This is a genomic window from Nocardioides sp. Z40_12 (genome assembly GCF_058215795.1).
Window position 1 is genome coordinate 543,485 of record NZ_JBZAJA010000001.1, and the last position, 19,081, is coordinate 562,565.

A 19,081-nucleotide genomic window follows, 5' to 3' on the forward strand; every position below is an offset into this window, starting at 1 on the left:
CCGGCTCAGTCGATGATGCGGAGCCGCTCGAGCAAGTAGAGGAAGGCGACGGCGAACTCGTTGTCGTCGGTCTCCTTGGCCACGACGTCCCACTCGACCTGCTCGCGCAGCGCCCGCGCCACCGGCAGCAGCCGGCCGAAGTCGCAGTACCGCTCGTCCATGGCGTGCAGCTTGTGGATCATCAGCCGGGTCGCGGAGAGCACCGGCATCACCACCGAGATCACCTCGATCTCGTCCGCGTCGGCCAACATCGCGCGCTCGGCCGGGATGGTGGCGTCCCGGAAGATGACGTCGACCATCACGTCGTCGGTGAAGACCTTGAAGAGCCAGTCCTCGGGGGGCTGGACCACCTGAAGGCCGTGCTCGGCCAGCACCGTCGCGGCCGCCGGTGCGTCGGCCTCGGCGACCAGGAAGTCCACGTCGTGGCTCGGCTCGGGGCCGCCCCGCGCCCACACCGCGTAGCCCCCCGCCAGCGCGAAAGGCAGTCCCGACTCCTTCAGGGCCACGGCGACGCGCTTGAGCGCCTCGCGCAGGTTGGCCTTCTCCTCATCGACGTCCACGGCGCCACGGTACCCAGCGGCGCGATTGATCAACGTGCCCAGCGGGCACAGGCCCGCCATGCGCGTCGCGACCTTCAACATCCTCCACGGCCGCTCACCGGAGGACGACCAGGTCGACCTGGACCGCTTCGCGGCCGCGATCGCCAGCCTGGACGCCGACGTGCTGGCCCTCCAGGAGGTCGACCGCAACCAGGCCCGCTCCGCCGGCGCCGACCTGACCGCGCTGGCCGCCGAGGCGATGGGGGCCACGGAGCACCTCTTCGTCGCGGCGCTGCACGGCAGCCCGGGGGTGTGGATGGCGGCCGACGGCGACCTGGCCCCCGACGCGGCGGCCTACGGCGTGGCGCTGCTCTCGCGCCACCCCGTCACGGCGTGGGAGTCGGTCCGCCTGGCTCCGGTGCCGGTGCGGGTGCCGATGCGCTTCGACGGGAGCCGACGACCCGAGCTGGTGCGCGACGAGGCCCGGGTCGCGGTGGTGGCGACGGTGGAGGGGCCGACCGGCCGGCTGACCGTGGCCAACACCCACCTGACCTTCATCGAGTGGTGGCAGCGGCGTCAGCTGCGCACCCTGCGCGCCGCGCTCGCGGGTCGCCAGGGGCCGGTGCTCGTGCTCGGCGACCTCAACATGGGCACCGAGCGGGCGCAGCGTCTCACCGCCCTGAGGTCCCTGGTGGAGGCGCCGACCTTCCCCGCGGACCGGCCCACGGAGCAGCTCGACCACATCCTGGGCAGCCCGGGCCTGGCCGCGCGGGTGCGCTCGGGGGGCTCCACCCGGCTCGACCTCTCCGACCACCGCGCGCTCTGCGTCGACCTCGGGTGAGGCAGGCTTGATCCATGGAGCAGCAGGGCCGCAGGGGCCTGGGACGTCAGAGCAGCCCGCTGGTCGGCGGGCTGCTCGTGGTCGCGGTGCTCCTCGGAGGCGTCTTCATGCTCCACCCCGGGGCCGAGTACGACGACCTGCGGCGGATCTTCGGGATGGGCCCGGACCGGTTGAGCGCCCCGCTGCCGGTGCACGAGGGGTCGGGGACCTTCAAGTTCCTGTACACCCAGCGGGGCTCCGACGAGCCGGTCTCCTACAGCCCGTGCCGCCCGGTGCGCTACACCGTCAACCCCGAGGGAGCCCCCAGCGACCACATGACCCTGGTCGAGGGCTCGGTGGCGCGGATCGGACAGGCCACGGGCCTGGTCTTCGAGTACGCCGGGGAGACCGCCTCGCGCAACTTCCTGGCCCGGGCGCTCGACCGCAGCGACCCGGTGCTGATCGGGTGGGCGACCCCCGAGGAGCTCCCCGACCTCGCCGGGGACGTCGCCGGGGTGGCGGGCAGCACCGTGGTCTCCCGGGGCTCGGGGCGTCGGGAGTTCGTGACCGGGATGGTCGCCCTGGACCGCGACACCTTCGCCGACCTGATGGGCAGCCCGGCGGGCCGGGCCCACGCCGCGGCGATCCTGGACCACGAGCTCGGCCACCTGGTCGGTCTGGACCACGTGGACGACGAGGGTGAGCTGATGCACCCGAGCGGGGCCTCGCAGGGACGCTTCGGGCCGGGTGACCTCGAGGGGCTCGCCCGCCTCGGGAACGTCTCCTGCTGAAATTGGAGGACCCCGCTGATGTCTCGGGTCACCAGCGGGGTCTGTTGAAGAGATTAGGTCGCACCGGGCCTGCGCGCACGCGTTCCTGCAGGGAAGTGACGCGAATCTCACGCAATCGGGCGGTGACGGCCGGGTACTACCCGAGGATCTTCACCTGGCCGGTGACCTGCCGCGACCCCGTGTCGAGGAGCCGGCTCCCGGCACAGTCGCGCACCACCAACCGGAACCGGTCAGGACCCGACCGGCCACCGTCGACCACGGTGATCTCGTAGGAGCCGGACCGGCCGTCGACCCATCCGGTGCCGGCCAGGCGCGCCTGGCGGTCCGTGATCTCGAGCCGGTCGACCCGGGTGCCGAGGAGCCGCACCGACGCGCTCGCGAAGGTGACCACCCCCGCGGCCCGCCCGCCCCGGCCCTGGACGCCCAGGGCGAACACGCCCTGGCCGCGCTCGGTGCGGACGAAGCCCGCACCGAGCACCGAGCCGTCCGCGACGGCGCCGCGCAGGTCGAGGCCGACCAGCACCGGGTCGTGGTCGGAGTTGCGGAACTCGTCGGGGGCGAAGAGGGAGGCCACCTGCCCCGGGCTCTTGAAGTCGGTGTTGTAGTCCAGGACGCTCGGCTCGTCGGCGTTGACGTGCCAGGGGGCGGCCCCGGTCACCTGCGCGGCGAGGCTCCGCGAGCCGAGGGCGTGGTCGAGCGAGCCCCACTGGCCGTCGAAGACGTAGCTGTACTCCTCCTCGCCACGCTCACGGGCCACCAGGTCGGAGAACCCGGCCTCCTCCAGGGCGCGCACCGGGTCCTCCTGGGCGTAGGCGTTGAGGTCGCCGAGGATCAGCGTGTCGGTGTCGCCGGTTCCCGTGGGGTCCGCGGCCAGCCACTCCCCCAGCTCGGCGGCGGCCACCCGCCTGACCTCGTTGCAGTTGCCCTGCCCGTCGCCCGCGTCGGGCACCGCGCAGGCGCTGCCCTTGCTCTTGAGGTGGTTGACCACGGCGGTGAAGACCCCGCCGGTCGCGCGCTCCCGGAACGCCTGGGCCAGCGCGGGGCGGTTGTTGGCGCGGCCCGCCTCCCCGCCCGAGACGAAGCTGTCGGTGTTGAGCGCCGCGGTGGTGCCGACCGGGGTGACGGCCGCCGGCTGGTAGAGCATGCCGACCTTGATCGCGTCGGTGCCGAGCGCATCGACCTCGCCGGTGCCGGCGTCCGCGTCGACGAAGGCCCACGTCCCGTCACCCTCGACCGCGTCGAGGCGGGCGACGAGGTCGGCCAGCGCACTGTCGGGACCGTAGCCGTCGTTCTCGATCTCGACCACGGCGACGACCTCGGCGCCCATCCGGGTGATCGCCTCGACGGTCTTCGCCGCCTGCCGCTCCAGCTCGGCGGCGTCGTCGGCCCCGCGGCAGTCGGTCGGCCCGCCGGCGACACCGAGGGTGCAGCCGGTGAAGGTGTTGAAGTAGTTCAGGACGTTGAGACCGGCCACCTGCAGGCTGCCGCCGACCTGCGGCGGACCGCCCGGGCGCTCACCGGCGGCCTCGAAGCGCGCCTGCCCGCCGAGCGCGTCCACGGGGCGCAGACGGTAGGCGTCGGGGCTGGCGGCGTTGCCGCCCCAGGTGTAGGTCATCACGCCCACCGCGCCGGTGACGGTGTCGCCACCGCGCAGCGTGTTGTCGGCGGAGAGCGGCCGCCCCTCACGCCCCCAGACGATCGGGTCGGGGTTCTGCGCCTGGGTGGAGTCGTCGATGATCAGCCGCCGCCGGTCGTTGGCCTCCTGGACACGCTGCGCCTCCGCTCCGGGCGCCGCCACGTCGGTGGGCTGGAGCAGCCGTCCGCCGGAGGAGACGACCACCTGGCCGAAGCGGCCGAGCTGGAAGTGCTCGGTGACCGTCATGGTCTGCGGCACGCTGACCAGCATCCCCTCCACGCGCTCGAGCTCCGCCTCGTCGGCCGGGAAGCTGATCTCGGTGGGCTCCACCGTCTGCCCGGAGGCGCAGACCTCCACCGAGGTGGTCCGGGAGATCTGGGTCTGGCCCGCGAACTCCTCGGCGGTGCCGACCACGCGCACCCGGTCTCCGAGCGCGACGTCGTCGTCGGTGCCGTTGAAGACGAAGATGCCGTCGGAGGTGGCCTCGTCCCCGTCACCCTCGGGGTCCTGGAGGTAGAACCCGCGCAGCCGCGGCGAGGCTCCCTCGTGGTCGCCGACCACCACGCCCTCGGTGGCGACCACCCCGGTGAGGGCCGCGGACGGACCGCTGCCCTGGATGGCGCCGATCGGGGTCGACTCGTCACCGCACGCCGGGGACGGCCCCTCGGCAGGCGGCGGCTCCTCGCCGCCACCGAGGTGGGAGCCGAGGCCGGCGAAGGTGTCGGTGGGGAACCCCTCCCACTCCACCGCCGGGTCGAACGGGTCGGCCGGGTCGGTGTCACCCGCGGTGACCGCCTCCCTGCGGCGCAGGGTGTTGTCGGCGGTGGAGGTCTGGCCGCTGCCCCACTCGGTGCCCGGGTCGACGCCGCCCTGGCCGAGCGAGTCGACCACGGTGTCGCCCCGGCGCAGGGTCAGTGCGTCGTCGCCGTTGAAGAAGCCGGAGCCGCTGGTCTGGTCGGCGACCGCCAGCACCTCGGGTCCGGCGCCGGAGTGGGCGAGCACGAAGACGTCGCCGGGGGCGACCGTGCCGCTCAGCGGGACCGTGAGGCCGGCGGTGCTGCCGCCGTTGAAGAAGATCTGCACGCTGTAGCCGCCAGCGGCGAGGTCGACCGGGGCGCCGGTCCCGTTGTAGATCTCGAGCGCCTTGTTGTTGGCGGAGCCCTCGACGTACTCGGAGAGGAAGAGCTCGCTCGAGGGAGCCGCCTGCGCGGCGCCGGCCAGGGGCAGCAGCGAGGCGGCCAGGACGGCCGCGGCCGCGCAGTAGGCCGGACGAGAGTGGAACGAACGCATGACAGCCCTCCAGGACCGGTGAAGTCGATGGTGCTGCGCCCGACCCTAGGCGTGGCCGGCGACAGATGGAAACACCCTCACCAGCGGTTGCGCACGTCCTCGGCCCACCCCACCAGGTCGGCGACCCGGACCCACGCCCCGGTGTCGTCACGCATGCGGCCCTCCCAGTGACCGAAGCACTGGTGGGTGCGGGAGGCGAAGACCGCCATGTCGATCACCGAACGCTTGAGGTGGAAGGGTGTGAAGGTCAGCTCCACGCTCTCCCCCAGGACGCGCCAGGGTGCCATCCAGTCGTCGCGGTCGTACTCCCAGACCAGCTCCTCGCTGATCTTGGAGAGCCGGCCGTCGACATGGAGGGCGTTCTCCACCGAACCGGTGCCGTCGGTCCAACGGCCACCCACCTGGACGCCGACGACGCGGCCGTCGGTCCGCCCGGACCCCGCGCCCCAGTTCCAGCGCACCGCGTAGGGCCAACGACCACGGCCGTGGTCCAGGGTCGCCCACGACTCCCCCGCCGGGACCTCGACCTCGGCCCCGTCGACCCGGATGCTCCCGGTCGCCGGCCGGGCGACGTCCTTGACCGTGTACTGGAAGAGGCGCTCGCTCCACGGCACCACCACCCCGAGGCTCTCGTGGCCCGCCGGGCGCTCGGCGATCACGTCGACCCGCACCCGCGGTCCGGCGGCGCGCAGCCGGGTGCCACCGGGGACCTCGTCGATCTCGATGCGCAGCTTCCTGGTCCTCGTCCGCACGGGGCCGGCCCCGAGCGTGCCGGGAAGCGAGACGGTGCCCCCGAGCACCCCGATGGCGTCGTGCGCGACGGTCTCCCCCGTGGCCCGGTCGAGCAGCCAGATGCCGTGCACCGCCGCGTAGTCCAGGGCGGAGGTCACCAGGGCGACCACGTGGGTGGGGGTGGTCACCGCCCAGTACTCCCACCGCTTGTTGCGCCCGAGGCCGAGCCGGCCGCGACCGATCCCGTCGGTGGTGACCAGCGGGGTGCGGCTCCAGCCGACGGCGTCGGGGTTGAGCCGGCCGTCGGGCAGCGTCAGCGGGACCGGGGCGACGAGCTCGCGCTCCCCCACCCGCCTGGCGCTCACGGGGCCTCGACCGCGTCCGGCTGCAGCCGGCGGACGTAGAGGGTGCGCTCCTGGCGGGCGACGACGCTGCCGTCCTCGGCGACCAGGTCGACCGGGAAGACCCGCAGCAGGCGCTGCCCGTCGGCGGTCCCCTCACGCAGGCGCTCGACCGCGCTGACCGGCATCTCGACCCGGGCGGTCACCGGACCGGTGCCGGGGCGCAGGAAGTCGATCTCGACGACCTTGTCCCACACGGCGTACCCGGGACCGAGCTGCTGGGCGGCGAGGATCACCACGAATGGGTCGACCATGGAGAAGAGGCTGCCGCCGAAGGCGGTGCCGAAGAAGTTCGCGTTCTCCGGAGTCAGGTCCATCCGGACCAGCGCGTGGGTCCAGTCGGGAGCTATCTCCTCGACGGTGATCCGTTGCGCGGCGAACGTCGGCCAGGAGTTGAGGTGCTCGCGGAGCTGGTCGGGGGTCAGGGCTCGGGGGTCGCTCACCCGGGCGATCCTGCCATCCGGCGCGTGCCGCGGACGAGGAAGACCCCGCCGGTGTCTCGGGTCACCGGCGGGGTCTGAGCAAGAGCATGCCGGGCGCACCACGGGTCGCGCAGCAGAACGGCGAAAGACGCCCGAGGTTTTTCTGCGCGGTCCCGCTACATCGCCCGGGCGAGGCTGCGGCGCAGCGACCAGGCGCCCAGGGCCAGCAGCACCAGCGCCATCGCGGCGAGCACCCCCAGCTGGGGCAGCACGTCCGTCAGGCCGCCGCCGCGCCGCTGGATCTCCGCGAACGCCTCGTAGGCCCAGGCGTGCGGGGTGAGGTTGGCGACCGTGCGGATGGTGTCGGGGAAGAGCTCGAGCGGCAGCATCGAGCCACCCAGCGCGGCCAGCACCAGGCCGATCCCGACGCCCGCGCCACCCGCGGCCCCCTCGTTCTCCAGCAGGGTGCCGAGCAGGATCGCGGCGCCGGCGGCGACCAGGCTGAAGACCGCCAGCACCAGCAGCGAGAGCGCCAGGTTGCCCCAGCGGACGCCGAAGAGCAGGGAGGTGGCGAGCATGATGTAGGCACCCTGGAAGAGGCCGATGGCCCAGCGGCCGAGGGTCTCGCCGGCGATCAGCTCGACGGTGGAGACCGGGCCGGCGAGCATCCGCGCGATCACCCCCAGCCGGCGCGCCTGGATGAGCGTCGCCGAGCCGGCCAGGCAGGCGAGGAAGACGAACAGCAGCAGCTGGCCCGAGGCGCCGAGGTCGAACTGGCCGAGACCGGCGAACTGCTCGCTGAGCTCGTCGACGCTGGTCACCTCCAGGGCCGGGGCCTCGACCTGCCCGGCGGCGTCGGCCAGGGCCGCCTGCGCCCGGTCCACCGGGACGCCGCGGCCGGTGAGGGCGGCGATCTGCCCCTGGGCGGCACGCAGGGCGCCCACCGCGTCGCGGACCTGCTGCTCGACCACCTGGGCGTTGGCCGAGGAGCCGCGGACGACCTCCAGCACGACGGGCTCTCCCGCCTCGTGCGCGGCCTCCGCCTCGGCGTCCACCCGGACGGCGACGTCGATCCGGCCGCGAGCCAGCTGCTCCAGGGCGCCGTCCCAGTCCTGGTCGCTGAGGACGACGTCCGAGTCCTCCAGCTGGTCGGCGAGCTGCTGCTCGAGCGCGCTGCCGCTGCCGCTGAGCGCCACCCGGCCAGCGTTGGCGGAGTCCCCGAACTGCGCACCGATCATCAGCACCAGCAGCAGCGGGAAGACGAAGACGAAGAAGATGTTGGAGCGGTCGCGGAGGAAGAGCCGCAGCTCAAGGCCGGCGACGGTGAGCGCGTTCCTCATGCCTGCCCCCTCACGAGAGTGCTCCCCGGTCGGGGACGAGCCGGGAGAGCAGCCACATGGTGGCGGCGAAGCCGAGCATGATCGCGATCGGGGCGCCGAGGTCGCCCACGCCGCCACCGGCCGAGGTGATCCCGAGCCCGCGCAGCAGCGCCGCCACCGGGTTGAGGTCGAGGACGACGGCGAGGCTCCCGGCGGCGCTGATCGGGAAGAAGGCGCCGCCGCCGATCCCCAGGACCACCGCCACGATGGAGGTGGCGATGCTCGCCTGCTCGCTGGTGCGGGCCACCCGGGCGATCAGGAACATCACCGACGTGGCGGCCGCCACGACGCAGACGACGAGCAAGGCGACGGCCGGCGGAGACCCGAAGTCGGCGTCGAAGAAGAAGCTCCCCACAGTGAGCAGGACGCTGGTGGAGACCACCCCCAGGACGAAGCTGACCAGGGCCTTGGCGGAGACGATCAGCCAGGACGAGATCGGCATCGAGCGGAGCCGGGCCAGGGTGCCGGTCTCGCGGTCCACCAGGAGCGAGGTGACGCCGAAGCTGACGGTGAAGAGCAGGAAGAGCCCGGCCTGTCCGGCGACGAGCGCGGCGCCGGCGTCGAGCTGCTGGTCCGAGGCCTCGCCCTGGCGCAGCTCGTAGGCCGGGCCCGCGGTGGTGGCCTCCTCCACCAGGGCGCCCACCTGCTGCGGCGGGACGCCGGAGGCCAGCCCGGCGCGCGCGGTCTCGGCGCCCGCGCCGAACCGGTCGAGCACGCCGAGGACCACCGAGAGCACCACGTCGGCCTCGAGCCCCGCCTCGTCGCCGCGGACGGCGTCGACGGTGACCGGCTCGCCCGCCTGCGCGGCGTCGCCGAACCCCTCGGGGACGAGCAGGGCGAGAGCGGCCTCGCCGTCCTCGACCTGCCGGCGGGCGGACTTCTCGCCGGTCTCGGTGACCGTGACCTCGAGGCCGTCCTGGCCGTCGAGGCCGGCGAGCACGTCGACGACGACCGCGGCCATCGGGTCGCCCTCCGGGACGCTCACCGCGACGGTGATCGGCTCCAGCTCGAGGTCGTCGGTGCTGCCGAAGACCAGGTTGAAGACGAACATCAGCGCCAGCGGCACCACGAAGGCGAAGATCAGGACCGACCGGTCCCGGATCCGCATCCGCAGGTCGCTGGCGGTCAGGGCGAGGAGCTGGCGCACGGTCAGTCCCTCAGGGCCTTGCCGGTCAGGTGCAGGAAGACCGACTCGAGGTCCGGGCGGGAGATCTCCACGTCCGCCAGCGTCACACCCGCGTCCGCGACGGTGCCGACCACCTGGGCCACGAGGGCCGGCGCGTCCCGCACCGTCAGGGTGGCGGTACGCCGGTCGGCGTCGACCCGTTCCACGCCGGGCAGGGCGCGGAGCCGGTCGGCGGCCGCGTCGAGGCCACCGCTGCCGCTGAGCCGGATGGTGTCGACGCCCCCGGTCAGGCGGATCAGGTCGTCCCGGGTGCCCTCGGCCTGGAGGCGGCCGGAGTCGATGATCCCGATCCGGTCGCAGAGCCGCTCCGCCTCCTCCATGTAGTGGGTCGTGTAGAGGACCGCCATCCCCTCGGCCGAGAGGGCCTCGACCGACTCCAGGATCGCGTTGCGCGACTGCGGGTCGACCCCGACGGTGGGCTCGTCGAGGATCAGCAGGGTGGGCTGGTGGAGGAGACCGATGCCGATGTTGAGGCGGCGCTTCATGCCGCCGGAGTACTCCTTGGTCAGGCTCTTGGCTCGGTCGGCGAGGCCGATCAGGTCGAGCACCTCCTCGACCCGCGCACCCAGCGCCTTGCCCCGCAGGCCCTGGAGCCTGCCGAAGAGGGTGAGGTTCTCCCGGCCGGTCAGCTCGGGATAGACGGCGAGGTCCTGGGGCACCAGGCCGAGGTGTCGCTTGGGCTCGAGGGTCGAGGGCGTCATCGGCTGCCCGGCGACGGTGACCGTGCCGGCGTCGGCACGGATCAGTCCGGCGACCATCGAGATGGTCGTCGTCTTCCCGGCCCCGTTGGGCCCCAGCAGGCCGTAGGTCTCGCCGGGGGCGATGTGGAAGGAGACGCCGTCGACGGCGCGCAGGTCGCCGAAGCGGCGCTCCAGCGAGTCGACGACGAGCACGTCACTGGGGGGCGCGGCGTCGGTCACCCCGTGAGCCTAGGGGCTGAAGGGACTAGCCGCCTGTCTAGCCCGGTCGTACCGTGGTCAGGGTGCTCCTGCCCGAGGTGCTCCTCCAGGTGGTCACCGCGGAGGAACCCGCGGGTCTCCTCCCCGCCCGGCTGCAGATGTCGTTCTCGCTCGGCTGGCACATCGTGCTGGCCTGCTTCGGGGTCGCGCTGCCGTCGATGATCTTCGTGATGCACTGGCGTGGCATCTACCGCGACGACCCCGTCGCCCTGGGGCTGGCGCAACGCTGGGCCAAGGTCTCGGCCGTGCTCTTCGCGGTGGGCGCGGTCTCCGGGACGGTGCTGAGCTTCGAGATGGGGCTGCTGTGGCCCGGGCTGATGGGTCCGTTCGGCGACGTGCTCGGGCTGCCCTTCGCGTTCGAGGGGCTGGCGTTCTTCACCGAGGCCATCTTCCTGGGCATCTACCTCTACGGCTGGGGGCGGATGGCGCCGAAGCGACACCTGCTGACCCTGCTGCCGATGGCGGTGAGCGGGGTGATCGGCACCTTCTGCGTGGTGGCGGTCAACGCCTGGATGAACCAGCCGGCCGGCTTCCGGATCCGGGACGGCGAGGTGGTCGACGTCAACCCGTGGCGCGCGATGTTCAACGACCTGGCGTTCCTGCAGTTCCTGCACATGTGGGTGGCGGCGTTCATGGTCGTGGGCCTGCTGACCTCCGGGGTCTACGCCGTCGGGATGCTGCGGGGGCGGCGGGACGCACACCACCGCACCGGCTTCACGATCCCCTTCGCCTTCGGCTCGGTGGCCGCCGTGCTCCAGCCGGTCGTCGGTCACCTCCTGGGCGGCGGCCTGGCCGACCGGCAGCCGGCCAAGCTCGCGGCGTTCGAGCTGGCCACCACCACCGAGACGCGCGCGCCGCTGCGGCTGGGCGGGCTGCTGATCGACGGGAAGGTCCGGGGGGCGATCGACATCCCCTACATCGGCTCCCTGATCGCCCGGAACTCCTTCGACGCACCCGTCCCCGGGCTCGACACCGTGCCGGTGGCCGACCAGCCTCCGGTCAACATCACCCACCTGACGTTCCAGGGGATGGTGGGCATCGGCTTCGCGCTGATGCTGCTGGTGCTCGTCTACTGGATCGCCCGGTGGCGCGGGCACGACCTGCTCGGCAACGTCTGGTTCCTCCGCGCCTGCGTCGCCGCCGGGCCGCTGGCGGTCGTGGCCGTCGAGCTGGGCTGGACCGCGACCGAGGTGGGCCGGCAGCCGTGGGTGGTCTACGGCGTGCTGCGCACCGCCGACGCCGCGGAGAGCAACGGGTGGCTGTGGTGGCTGGTCACCGCGACGCTGCTGCTCTATGCCGCCATGACGGTGGCCGCGACCGTGGTCATCCGCTCGATGACCGCCCGGTGGCGCTCCGGCAACCTCGACCTCCCCAGCCCCTACGGTCCGCAGCTGCGGATGCACGACAGCGACAGGGAGCGGCCGTGAGCCTGGCGCTGGTCGTGGCCGCCGCGCTCTTCGTGGGCGTGGTGGCGTACGGCGTGCTGGGCGGCGCCGACTTCGGCTCCGGCTCCTACGACCTCACCGCCGGCGGGGACGTCGACGGGGCGGAGCTGCGGACCCTGATCGACCACAGCATCGGCCCGGTCTGGGAGGCCAACCACGTCTGGCTGATCTACGTGCTGGTCGTGTGGTGGACCGGCTTCCCGGAGTCGTTCGCGTCGGCGATGTCGACGCTCATCTTCCCGATGCTCTTCGCCCTGCTGGGGATCGTGCTGCGGGGGTCGAGCTTCGCGTTCCGCAAGTACTCCGCGACGCTGGGCCAGGCCAGGATCTTCGGGGTGGTCTTCGCCGCGTCGTCGGTGATCACACCCTTCTTCCTCGGCGCGGTGGCGGGCGCCATCGCCTCGGGCCGGGTGCCTGCGGAGGGCCGCGGGGAGCTGTGGTCGTCGTGGCTGACCCCGACGTCGTTCTTCGGCGGGGTGATCGCGGTGCTGACCTGCTCGTTCCTGGCCGGCGTCTTCCTGACCGCCGACGCCCAGCGGTCGGGGTCGACGAGCCTGGCCCTGAGGCTGCGCCGCCGCACCATCGTCGGGGGCCTGGTCACCGGCGCGGTGGTCTTCGCCGCGCTGGTGCCGATCTCGCGGGACGCCCCCACCCTCGCCGACGGGCTGACCGGACGGGCCGCCCCGCTGGTGGTGGTCTCGGCCCTGGCCGGCGCGGCCACGCTGGTGCTGCTCTACCGGCGCGAGTACGTCGTCGCGCGGGTGACCGCGGTCTGCGCGGTCGCCGCGGTGCTCTTCGGTTGGGGGTTCGGCCAGTACCCGTGGCTGCTGGTCGACGAGGTCACCATCGAGGACGCCGCCGGGGCCGACTCGACGCTGTGGGGGCTGATCATCGTGGTCGGCCTCGCCGTGGTGATCGTGGGCCCGGCCCTCTACTACCTCTTCCGTCTCACCCAGTCGGAGGAGTGGAGCCGCCCGGATCCCGAATGAGGCGCTGCGCCTGCCACGATGGGGTCTCCTGCACTTCCCCCTCGGAACCGGAGGTCCCCATGCTCGTCCGACCGACCCTGCGCCGTACCGCCTCGCTCGCCGCGACCCTGGTGGCGCTCGGCGCCCTGGCGGCCTGCGGCGACCAGGACGACGACGGCACGGCCACGGATCCCGGCCCCAGCCCCACGGCGAGCGGGTCCCCCGCGAGCGCCGGGCTGGTCTACCACCTGGTCGACACCCGGTTGGGACCGCGGCTGGCGCGGGAGTCGCGTCCGGTCGCCGGCGACCCGGGAGCCGGGGCGCTCGAGGCGATGCTCGCGGGGCCCCTCGACCCCGACTACCGGGCCACCTGGAACCCCGCCACGCAGGTGCTGGGCGTCGAGGAGGCGGACGGCGTCGTGACGGTCGATCTCTCGGCGGAGGCGCTCGAGGCCGACGCCAACCGGCGTACCGCCAAGATGATGGTGCAGCAGCTCGTCTGGACGGCCACCGAGGCGCTCGGCGCCGACCTGCCGGTCGACCTGCTGATCGAGGGCGAGCCGGCCGGCGAGCTGTGGGCCGGGGTCACCTGGCCCGGCGCGACGACGCGCGGCGGCGCCGACGACGTCCGCACCCTGTTCAACATCGACACCCCCGGTGAGGGGGCGAGGGTGACCTCGCCGGTGACGGTGACCGGCGAGGCGGCGGCCTTCGAGGCCAACGTGCCGTGGCGGGTGCTCGACGCGCAGGGCCAGGAGGTGCAGACCGGCTTCACCACGGCGGCCGAGGGCATGACGCTCTCGCCGTTCAGCTTCACCGTCGACCTGGAGCCGGGCATCTGGACGATCGAGGTCGCCGAGGACGACATGTCCGGCGGCGAGGGCGGTCCGGTGATCGCCGACACCCGCACCGTGACGGTGGAGTAGGAGATGCCCTTCCTCGCGATCCTGCTCGACGCCGTCGCCGTCGTGGTCTTCGCGGCGCTCGGCCGCCGGTCCCACGACGGGGAGGACGGCCTGCTGGCCGTCGCGGACATCGCCTGGCCGTTCCTGGTGGGCGCGGCCCTGGGGCACCTGCTGCTCCTCGGAGTGCCGGCCCTGCGCGGACGCCCCGCCGCCACCCTGGTGGCGGGCCTCGTGGTCTGGCCGACCACGGTGGTGGCCGGCATGGTCCTGCGCCAGCTCACGGGTGACGGCACCGCGTGGTCGTTCGTCGCCGTGGCCACCGGGGTGCTGGGGGCGGCGATGCTCGGCTGGCGACTGGTCGCCGCCTGGGCCGCTCGTCGGAGCGCCTGAGCGACTGAGGACAGCCGCTCTCTCCACAGGCCGGGCGTCCCGCGTCCACACGGAGTGCCCGGACTCGGCAGGATCGTGCCCGGGCGCGCACCCGTCCGCGGGCCGCCCCTGGGGAGGAAGCATGGAGATGAGGCTCCAGCAGGAGGCGTTGACGTCGGCGACCCACGCCCTCGAGGCCCGTGCTGACGAGACGGCCGCCCGCGCGGCGCGGATCGAGGCCGCGGTGGCGTCGCTGCTCGGGCAGTGGCGCGGTGACGCCGCGGACCGGTTCGCGGCGCACTGGGAGGAGTGGCGGTCCAGCGCCCGCGAGGTGCTGGACCAGATGGACGCCGACCTGGCGGCAGCCCGGCACGCGGGCGCTGTGCTCGTGGCCGCCGACTCGGAGAGCGGCCGGTCGCAGGCCCGGCTGCTGAGCAGGCTGGGATGACCGGCTACCGCGTCGACCTGGACGAGCTGCGCCTGGTGGTGACGGAGATGGCCCGCTTCCACGCGGAGCTGGCCGACCTGGCCGCCGACGTGGCCCTGACCACGCAGGGGTTGCACGAGCGGTGGGCCGGGGTAGCCCGGGACGCTCACGCCGCTTCCCACGAGCGGTGGCAGGCCGAGCTCGACGACATGCGAGCGGCCCTGGCGGGCATCCGGGCCCTGGGGGCGGACGCGCACGCCAACTACGAAGGGGCGGTGGAGGCCAACCTCACGATGTGGCAGCAGGTCCGGTGAGCGAGTGCTCCGACCCGTCGTAGTCAAGCGCGAACCGGGAGAGGTAGAGGTCGACCCCGGGTGGGGCGGAGAGCATGGTCGCTGCCTCCTGGTCCGCCAGGCGCCGGCTCCCGTCCTGGTCGACGAGCACGCAGACGCCGTAAGGCGTCTGCCACAGCACGCGTCCGGGGCCGCAGGCGCGCGCCCGGAAGCCGCCGTGGGTCTTCCAGCGGTGGTGGGTGCGGCGCAGGGGGCGGGAGTTGTGCGGGCCGGTCTGGCCGGGCGGGCCGTTGCGCTGGTAGGCCGCGACGTGGTCGAAGTCGACGCCGTCGCGGGTGGCGCTGCGGGGCGAGAAGGGGAAGGCGTCTCCCCCGCTGAGCAGCCAGGCGAGGTCCTTGGTGCTCTCGGGGTGCTCGTACTGGTCGACCCGCGGGCGGATCCGGGTGTCGACCACGGGGGTGAGGCGGACGTCGGCGTGCCCGAGGATCTCTCGGAGCGCCTGCACCAGCGCCGGGCCCATCCCCTCGACCCGGGCCGTCCCGGCCTGGAGCGCCATCGAGGCGGCGGTGACGTGCACGAAGACGCGGCCGCGGCCGCGCAGCGCGGCGAGCTGTCGGGTGGACATGGCGGCCAGTCGCTCCACGGTGCGCCGCAGGTGGTCGGGGGCCCAGGCGGGACGGTCGGGCTCCTCGTCGTCCGGCGTGTGGTGGTCGAGCAGGAGCTTCAACAGGTCGGCGGGGCGGGCCAGCCAGCCGAACGCCTCCGCTCGCAGCTCGTCGCGGTTGTGGTCACGCCCCAGCTCGGCACTGAGGATGTCGGCGACCCGGTCGACCATCGCATCGACCCAGGCGGCGTCCCCGGAGCCGACCCGGGCGATCACGTGCCGGAAGCCGAGCTCGTCGGTCCGGCCGAGTGCGACGTACCGCCGGTGCCGCTCGGCCTCGCGCCGCATCGCGTAGGTCTCGGGATCGGCCTCGATCACCTTGGCCCGGGCGATCTCCAGCACGGTGGACGGGGCGTGCCCGGCGATCGCACGGGAGACGGCGGCGTCCACGATGGCCACTGCCTCCCGCGGGACCTCACGCGAGAGGACCGCCACCTTCCTGGCGACCCACGGCTCGCACTCCCCCGCCACCACCACGGACCAGGTCCTGGGAAGCCGGTGGCGGAGGTCGAGGGTGTCCGCGACGAGGGCCCTGGTCGTGGCCACGTGGGTCTCGCGGGCCATCGCCAGCTCCGGGAGGGCGTACTCGCGCACCGGGGGCGTCCCCTCCCCACCGCAGCGGGTCATCGGGTCGCGCTCGTCAGCCGGATGACCGTGCAGCACCGCCCACTGGGAAGCCAGCTCCATCTCGGCGACCTCGGCGCAGCGGCGGGCCGCGAGAGCCTCGGAGGCGGCCGCGAGCAGCGCCGCTGAGGAGAGATCGTCCGTCGTCATGACCCCATCCTGATCGAACACCTGTTCGATAACAAGCAGCGTCTTCTCCTGTGAGACGCGGCGTCGCGGCGGCCGAGAGCTCGTCGCGAGGGCTGGGGATAACTCCGGCAGCGTTCGTCCGTCTTCGCCATGCTCCTGACCATGGAACCCTTCACCAGCGCCAGCCGTCCGCCCCGCACCGCCTCGTCCTTCCCCGACGAGCACGCCGCCGAGACCTTCGTGGGCGAGGTCATCAACGGCCACGCCCCCGAGGTCTTCGACTGGCTCGACTCGGGTCGCCCGTGGCTGATGGTCGAGGACAGCTTCGGCGTGCCGACGGGCCGGTTGGGCAGCCCCCGGGGCGTCGTCGAGGTCACGGGCGTCCGCGTCGTCCTGGCTCGCGACGCGCGGATGCCCGACGGCTTCCGGGTCCACACCGCCTATCCGGAGCCGGGCCTGGAGCCCCACACCGACCTCCCCGTCCTGCGGCACCTCACGGGCGTCTACTTCCACCAGGACTGGGACCACGACTTCGGGACCTATCCCGTGGCCCTGGCGGCGTTCCTGCGCGACTCCCCCGAGTTCGCCCGCCCCCTCCTCGAGGAGCTCGACCGGGTGCGGCCGCTCACCGAGAGCGAGCTCGACCGGCTCTTGGAGGAGCTCGGCTGCCAGTTCACCCTCGCTGCCGGGGAGACCTGGCACGGCTGGGTCGAGGACCTCGCGCGGCGGGTGGAGCACGCCACCTCGCAGTCCACCCCATGAGGATCGCGTTCCTCGGCGAGGGCTACTCCAGCGCCGCCGAGGAGCTCGCCACCGGCAACGAGGTCCTCGCCGTCGCCGCCGGGATCCTGGCGCAGCGGCTGGATGGCTGCGGCGGCATGGCGGGCGACGACGCGACCAGCCACGACTTCGCGCAGGCCTACGACCAGGCAGCGCCCCAGGCGCTCGCCACCCTGGCCGACCTGACCGACACCTTCGGGAGCCTGGCCCTCCTGCTGGCCGCCTCCGAGACCAACCACGCGGCCGCCGAGGAGGCCAGCGCCGGCCGGTCCGACGTGCCGCGCAGAGCCGCGCCGACGCTGAGCAGCTTCACCCCCGGCCCGCTGCCGAGCGCAGCCGGCGGCACCCCCGCTCCCCCCGGCGACGTGAAGGGCTGGATCGTCGACCGGGTCGAGGGCTTCGCCTGGCCCTCGGCGGACATCGCCGCACTGCGTCGGGCCGGTGCCGCCTGGCGCTACGCGGCGCGGATCGTGGCCGACCTGCCCGACTCCTGCGCGGTGGCCGCGGATCGACTCCAGAACGAGGTCTCCCCCGAGGTGCCGCTCGCTCTGGACGCCCTCGCGGAGATCCGTGGCCTGGTCGCCGACGTGCAGGCCGATCTCACCGCGCTGGCCCAGTCGTGCGAGGAGTACGCCGACCGGGTCGAGGCGGCGCACCAGGCGATGCACGCGGTGCTCGACGAGATCATCGCCATGCTGGTGGAGGGCGCGGTGGTCTCCGGCGCGCTCGCCCTGCTCAGCGGCGGGGTTGCCGCCCTCGGCGGGGCCGGAGTGGTCTCGGCCAAGATCGCCGCCAAGGCGCCGAAGCTGCATGCCCTCGCGCTCGCCCTCGCGGCGTACGCCGGCACCTCCGCCAGCGGGGTGCGCGCCGCCGGTCAGGGGCTGGCCCACTCACAAGGGCAGCTCTCGAAGTTCGTGCGGGCGCGGGCGCGGCTGCGGGACGAGCGGGGGTCGCTGGGTGGCGGTGCGGGTCGCGTCCCCGGGAGCTGGCGGTTCCCCTCCCTGCGGCAGCCGGGCTGGCTGAGAACTCATGAGGGCCCGGGGCACACCCTCGAGCGGCACGTAGGAAAGTCCGACGGGTTCCTACGTGGGCGTTTCGCCAACAGCAAGCTGAAGCACTCTTCAACCTATGTCGACCAAGACACCGCCGAACGCGTCATCGCCGATGGGATCGAGTCACAGAGCGATGTGGTCCAGCGATGGCTGGCGGGCCCTCACGACGTCACCAAGCTGACGCTCGAGCATCCGGCTCATGCCTCGGTCGGGCGCATCCTGGGCCGCGATGGCATGGTCCACGAGGCGACGAAGGTGCGCATCGTCCTGATAAGAGACGCAAAGATGGACGAGGGCTTCCGACTCCTCACGTCCTTCCCACACATATGACCGAAAGCGACTGCTCCCGATGAACAAGCGCTTCCCTGCTTTGGATCACTTGATGGGCGCTTACTTCCATGAGGACTGGGACCTCCTCTACAAGAACGACGTGTGGCTGCTCCTCGACGACTTCCTGCGCGGTTCCGGGAGTCTGGCGAGGAGACTGCCCGAGGAGATCGATCTACTGCTGAACGAGATGGACGATGTCCAACTGGACGCTTTCCTCGACGCGGAGGGCCTGAACTACACAGGGTCCGAGTTCTCCGGTGGATACCGAGAATGGCTGAGTGAGACCGCCCGGCGCGCCCGCCTCGGACCCGACGACTCACTCCTCCCCCCGCCTTTCACCGACTGGCGCACCGGGCGGTACACGACGCGCTTTCGGGACGAGGAGACGGGACAGCGCCTCACGGAGGCCGTTGTCCGCGCGCACCAGGACCAGATTGAACGGTGGCTCGAGACCGACGAGGAGCGACTTGTCATCGAGGGGACTTTCCCGATGCCAGTCGGGAGCGTCGGCAACTATCGGCTGGGAATGAGCGACCAGCACGTCGTACGAGTGATCCTCAGCCAGGATGCTGAACAGCCCGAGGGGTTCCGAGTGGAGACCTCGTTTCCGGAGTTCCCCCGGCGCGGACGCACGGACCTGCCCGGCCTCCGACACCTGTGCGACGCCTACTTCTTCGACCGCTGGGACGCCCGTCAGGAGTACCCGGAGGTCATCGCCGCCTTCGCCACCGGCCCCGGCCCCTATGCCGACGCCCTCCTCGAGGAGATCGAGCGACTCCGGCCTCTCTCCGAGCAGGAGCTCGAGGCGCTGCTCGACGAGTTCGGCCTCCAGTTCAGCCTCGTCCGCGACGAGACCTGGCACGCCTGGCTGGACGACCTCGCTTCCCGCATCCACGAAGCACGCTCGGCCCGCACTCAGGGGAACATCGGCGACTCGTAG

General features: G+C 73.0%; 19 protein-coding genes. 11 read left to right on the forward strand and 8 right to left on the reverse strand.

Going from position 1 to position 19,081, the window contains the following annotated elements; all coding sequences use genetic code 11:
- Positions 1–5: 5 nt before the first annotated feature.
- Entirely contained in the window at positions 6–560 is a 555-nt protein-coding gene (locus AC4BG9_RS02580; protein WP_490569512.1) for a nucleotidyltransferase family protein, read from the reverse strand.
- Positions 561–618: 58 nt separating this feature from the next.
- Between AC4BG9_RS02580 and AC4BG9_RS02585 the strand changes: the two genes are divergently transcribed.
- Entirely contained in the window at positions 619–1,380 is a 762-nt protein-coding gene (locus tag AC4BG9_RS02585; protein WP_490569513.1) for an endonuclease/exonuclease/phosphatase family protein, read from the forward strand.
- Positions 1,381–1,394: 14 nt separating this feature from the next.
- Complete coding sequence (locus AC4BG9_RS02590; RefSeq protein ID WP_490569514.1) at positions 1,395–2,150, forward strand: zinc metalloprotease; 756 nt, start codon at positions 1,395–1,397, stop codon at positions 2,148–2,150.
- 136 nt (positions 2,151–2,286) lie between these two features.
- Here the strand turns inward: AC4BG9_RS02590 and AC4BG9_RS02595 are convergent, their stop codons facing one another.
- From AC4BG9_RS02595 to AC4BG9_RS02620, 6 genes are all read right to left on the reverse strand, one after another.
- Positions 2,287–5,076, reverse strand: a complete 2,790-nt coding sequence (locus AC4BG9_RS02595; protein ID WP_490569515.1) for an ExeM/NucH family extracellular endonuclease — start codon at positions 5,074–5,076, stop codon at positions 2,287–2,289.
- A 77-nt stretch (positions 5,077–5,153) separates the two neighbouring features.
- The gene (locus AC4BG9_RS02600; protein WP_490569516.1) at positions 5,154–6,173 is read right to left on the reverse strand and encodes a DUF2804 domain-containing protein; all 1,020 of its coding nucleotides are present in this window, start codon (positions 6,171–6,173) and stop codon (positions 5,154–5,156) included.
- Entirely contained in the window at positions 6,170–6,652 is a 483-nt protein-coding gene (locus AC4BG9_RS02605) for a PaaI family thioesterase (RefSeq protein ID WP_490569517.1), read from the reverse strand. The genes AC4BG9_RS02600 and AC4BG9_RS02605 overlap by 4 nt, the downstream gene beginning before the upstream one ends.
- A 155-nt stretch (positions 6,653–6,807) precedes the next feature.
- Entirely contained in the window at positions 6,808–7,971 is a 1,164-nt protein-coding gene (locus AC4BG9_RS02610) for an ABC transporter permease (RefSeq protein ID WP_490569518.1), read from the reverse strand.
- Between the two features lie 10 nt (positions 7,972–7,981).
- Positions 7,982–9,157 carry an ABC transporter permease gene (locus AC4BG9_RS02615; RefSeq protein WP_490569519.1) on the reverse strand — a complete coding sequence of 392 codons (1,176 nt, stop codon included), beginning with the start codon at positions 9,155–9,157 and terminating at the stop codon, positions 7,982–7,984.
- Positions 9,158–9,159: 2 nt separating this feature from the next.
- On the reverse strand, positions 9,160–10,116 hold the full coding sequence (locus tag AC4BG9_RS02620; RefSeq protein ID WP_490569520.1) for an ABC transporter ATP-binding protein: 957 nt from the start codon (positions 10,114–10,116) through the stop codon (positions 9,160–9,162).
- Positions 10,117–10,178: 62 nt separating this feature from the next.
- Between AC4BG9_RS02620 and AC4BG9_RS02625 the strand changes: the two genes are divergently transcribed.
- The 6 genes from AC4BG9_RS02625 to AC4BG9_RS02650 all read left to right on the forward strand — a co-directional run bounded on the left by AC4BG9_RS02625 (position 10,179) and on the right by AC4BG9_RS02650 (position 14,583).
- Positions 10,179–11,582 carry a cytochrome ubiquinol oxidase subunit I gene (locus AC4BG9_RS02625; protein ID WP_490569521.1) on the forward strand — a complete coding sequence of 468 codons (1,404 nt, stop codon included), beginning with the start codon at positions 10,179–10,181 and terminating at the stop codon, positions 11,580–11,582.
- Positions 11,579–12,589, forward strand: coding sequence for a cytochrome d ubiquinol oxidase subunit II (locus AC4BG9_RS02630; protein WP_490569522.1), 1,011 nt, complete (start codon positions 11,579–11,581; stop codon positions 12,587–12,589). The genes AC4BG9_RS02625 and AC4BG9_RS02630 overlap by 4 nt, the downstream gene beginning before the upstream one ends.
- Before the next feature lie 59 nt (positions 12,590–12,648).
- Positions 12,649–13,494: a Gmad2 immunoglobulin-like domain-containing protein gene (locus tag AC4BG9_RS02635; protein WP_490569523.1), complete on the forward strand. Its 846-nt coding sequence runs from the start codon at positions 12,649–12,651 to the stop codon at positions 13,492–13,494.
- A 3-nt stretch (positions 13,495–13,497) separates the two neighbouring features.
- Positions 13,498–13,863: a DUF3054 domain-containing protein gene (locus tag AC4BG9_RS02640; RefSeq protein ID WP_490569524.1), complete on the forward strand. Its 366-nt coding sequence runs from the start codon at positions 13,498–13,500 to the stop codon at positions 13,861–13,863.
- A 127-nt stretch (positions 13,864–13,990) separates the two neighbouring features.
- A complete protein-coding gene (locus tag AC4BG9_RS02645) occupies positions 13,991–14,290 on the forward strand; it encodes a WXG100 family type VII secretion target (RefSeq protein ID WP_490569525.1) in 300 nt (99 codons plus the stop codon).
- Positions 14,287–14,583 (forward strand): WXG100 family type VII secretion target, encoded by a 297-nt coding sequence (locus AC4BG9_RS02650; RefSeq protein WP_490569526.1) that lies wholly within the window; start codon positions 14,287–14,289, stop codon positions 14,581–14,583. The genes AC4BG9_RS02645 and AC4BG9_RS02650 overlap by 4 nt, the downstream gene beginning before the upstream one ends.
- On the opposite strand, the gene AC4BG9_RS02655 is transcribed toward AC4BG9_RS02650, so the two are convergent.
- Positions 14,558–16,000: a hypothetical protein gene (locus AC4BG9_RS02655; RefSeq protein ID WP_490569527.1), complete on the reverse strand. Its 1,443-nt coding sequence runs from the start codon at positions 15,998–16,000 to the stop codon at positions 14,558–14,560. The two genes, AC4BG9_RS02650 and AC4BG9_RS02655, sit on opposite strands and share 26 nt — an antisense overlap.
- Before the next feature lie 141 nt (positions 16,001–16,141).
- On the opposite strand from AC4BG9_RS02655, the gene AC4BG9_RS02660 reads away from it, so the two are divergent.
- Genes AC4BG9_RS02660 through AC4BG9_RS02670 form a run of 3 tightly spaced genes read left to right on the forward strand, consistent with a single transcriptional unit; the run spans position 16,142 to position 19,081 of the window.
- The gene (locus AC4BG9_RS02660; RefSeq protein ID WP_490569528.1) at positions 16,142–16,741 is read left to right on the forward strand and encodes a contact-dependent growth inhibition system immunity protein; all 600 of its coding nucleotides are present in this window, start codon (positions 16,142–16,144) and stop codon (positions 16,739–16,741) included.
- Positions 16,738–18,141, forward strand: a complete 1,404-nt coding sequence (locus AC4BG9_RS02665) for an RNase A-like domain-containing protein (RefSeq protein ID WP_490569529.1) — start codon at positions 16,738–16,740, stop codon at positions 18,139–18,141. Before AC4BG9_RS02660 ends, AC4BG9_RS02665 begins: the two co-directional genes overlap by 4 nt.
- Positions 18,142–18,160: 19 nt before the next feature.
- Positions 18,161–19,081, forward strand: a complete 921-nt coding sequence (locus AC4BG9_RS02670) for a contact-dependent growth inhibition system immunity protein (protein ID WP_490569530.1) — start codon at positions 18,161–18,163, stop codon at positions 19,079–19,081.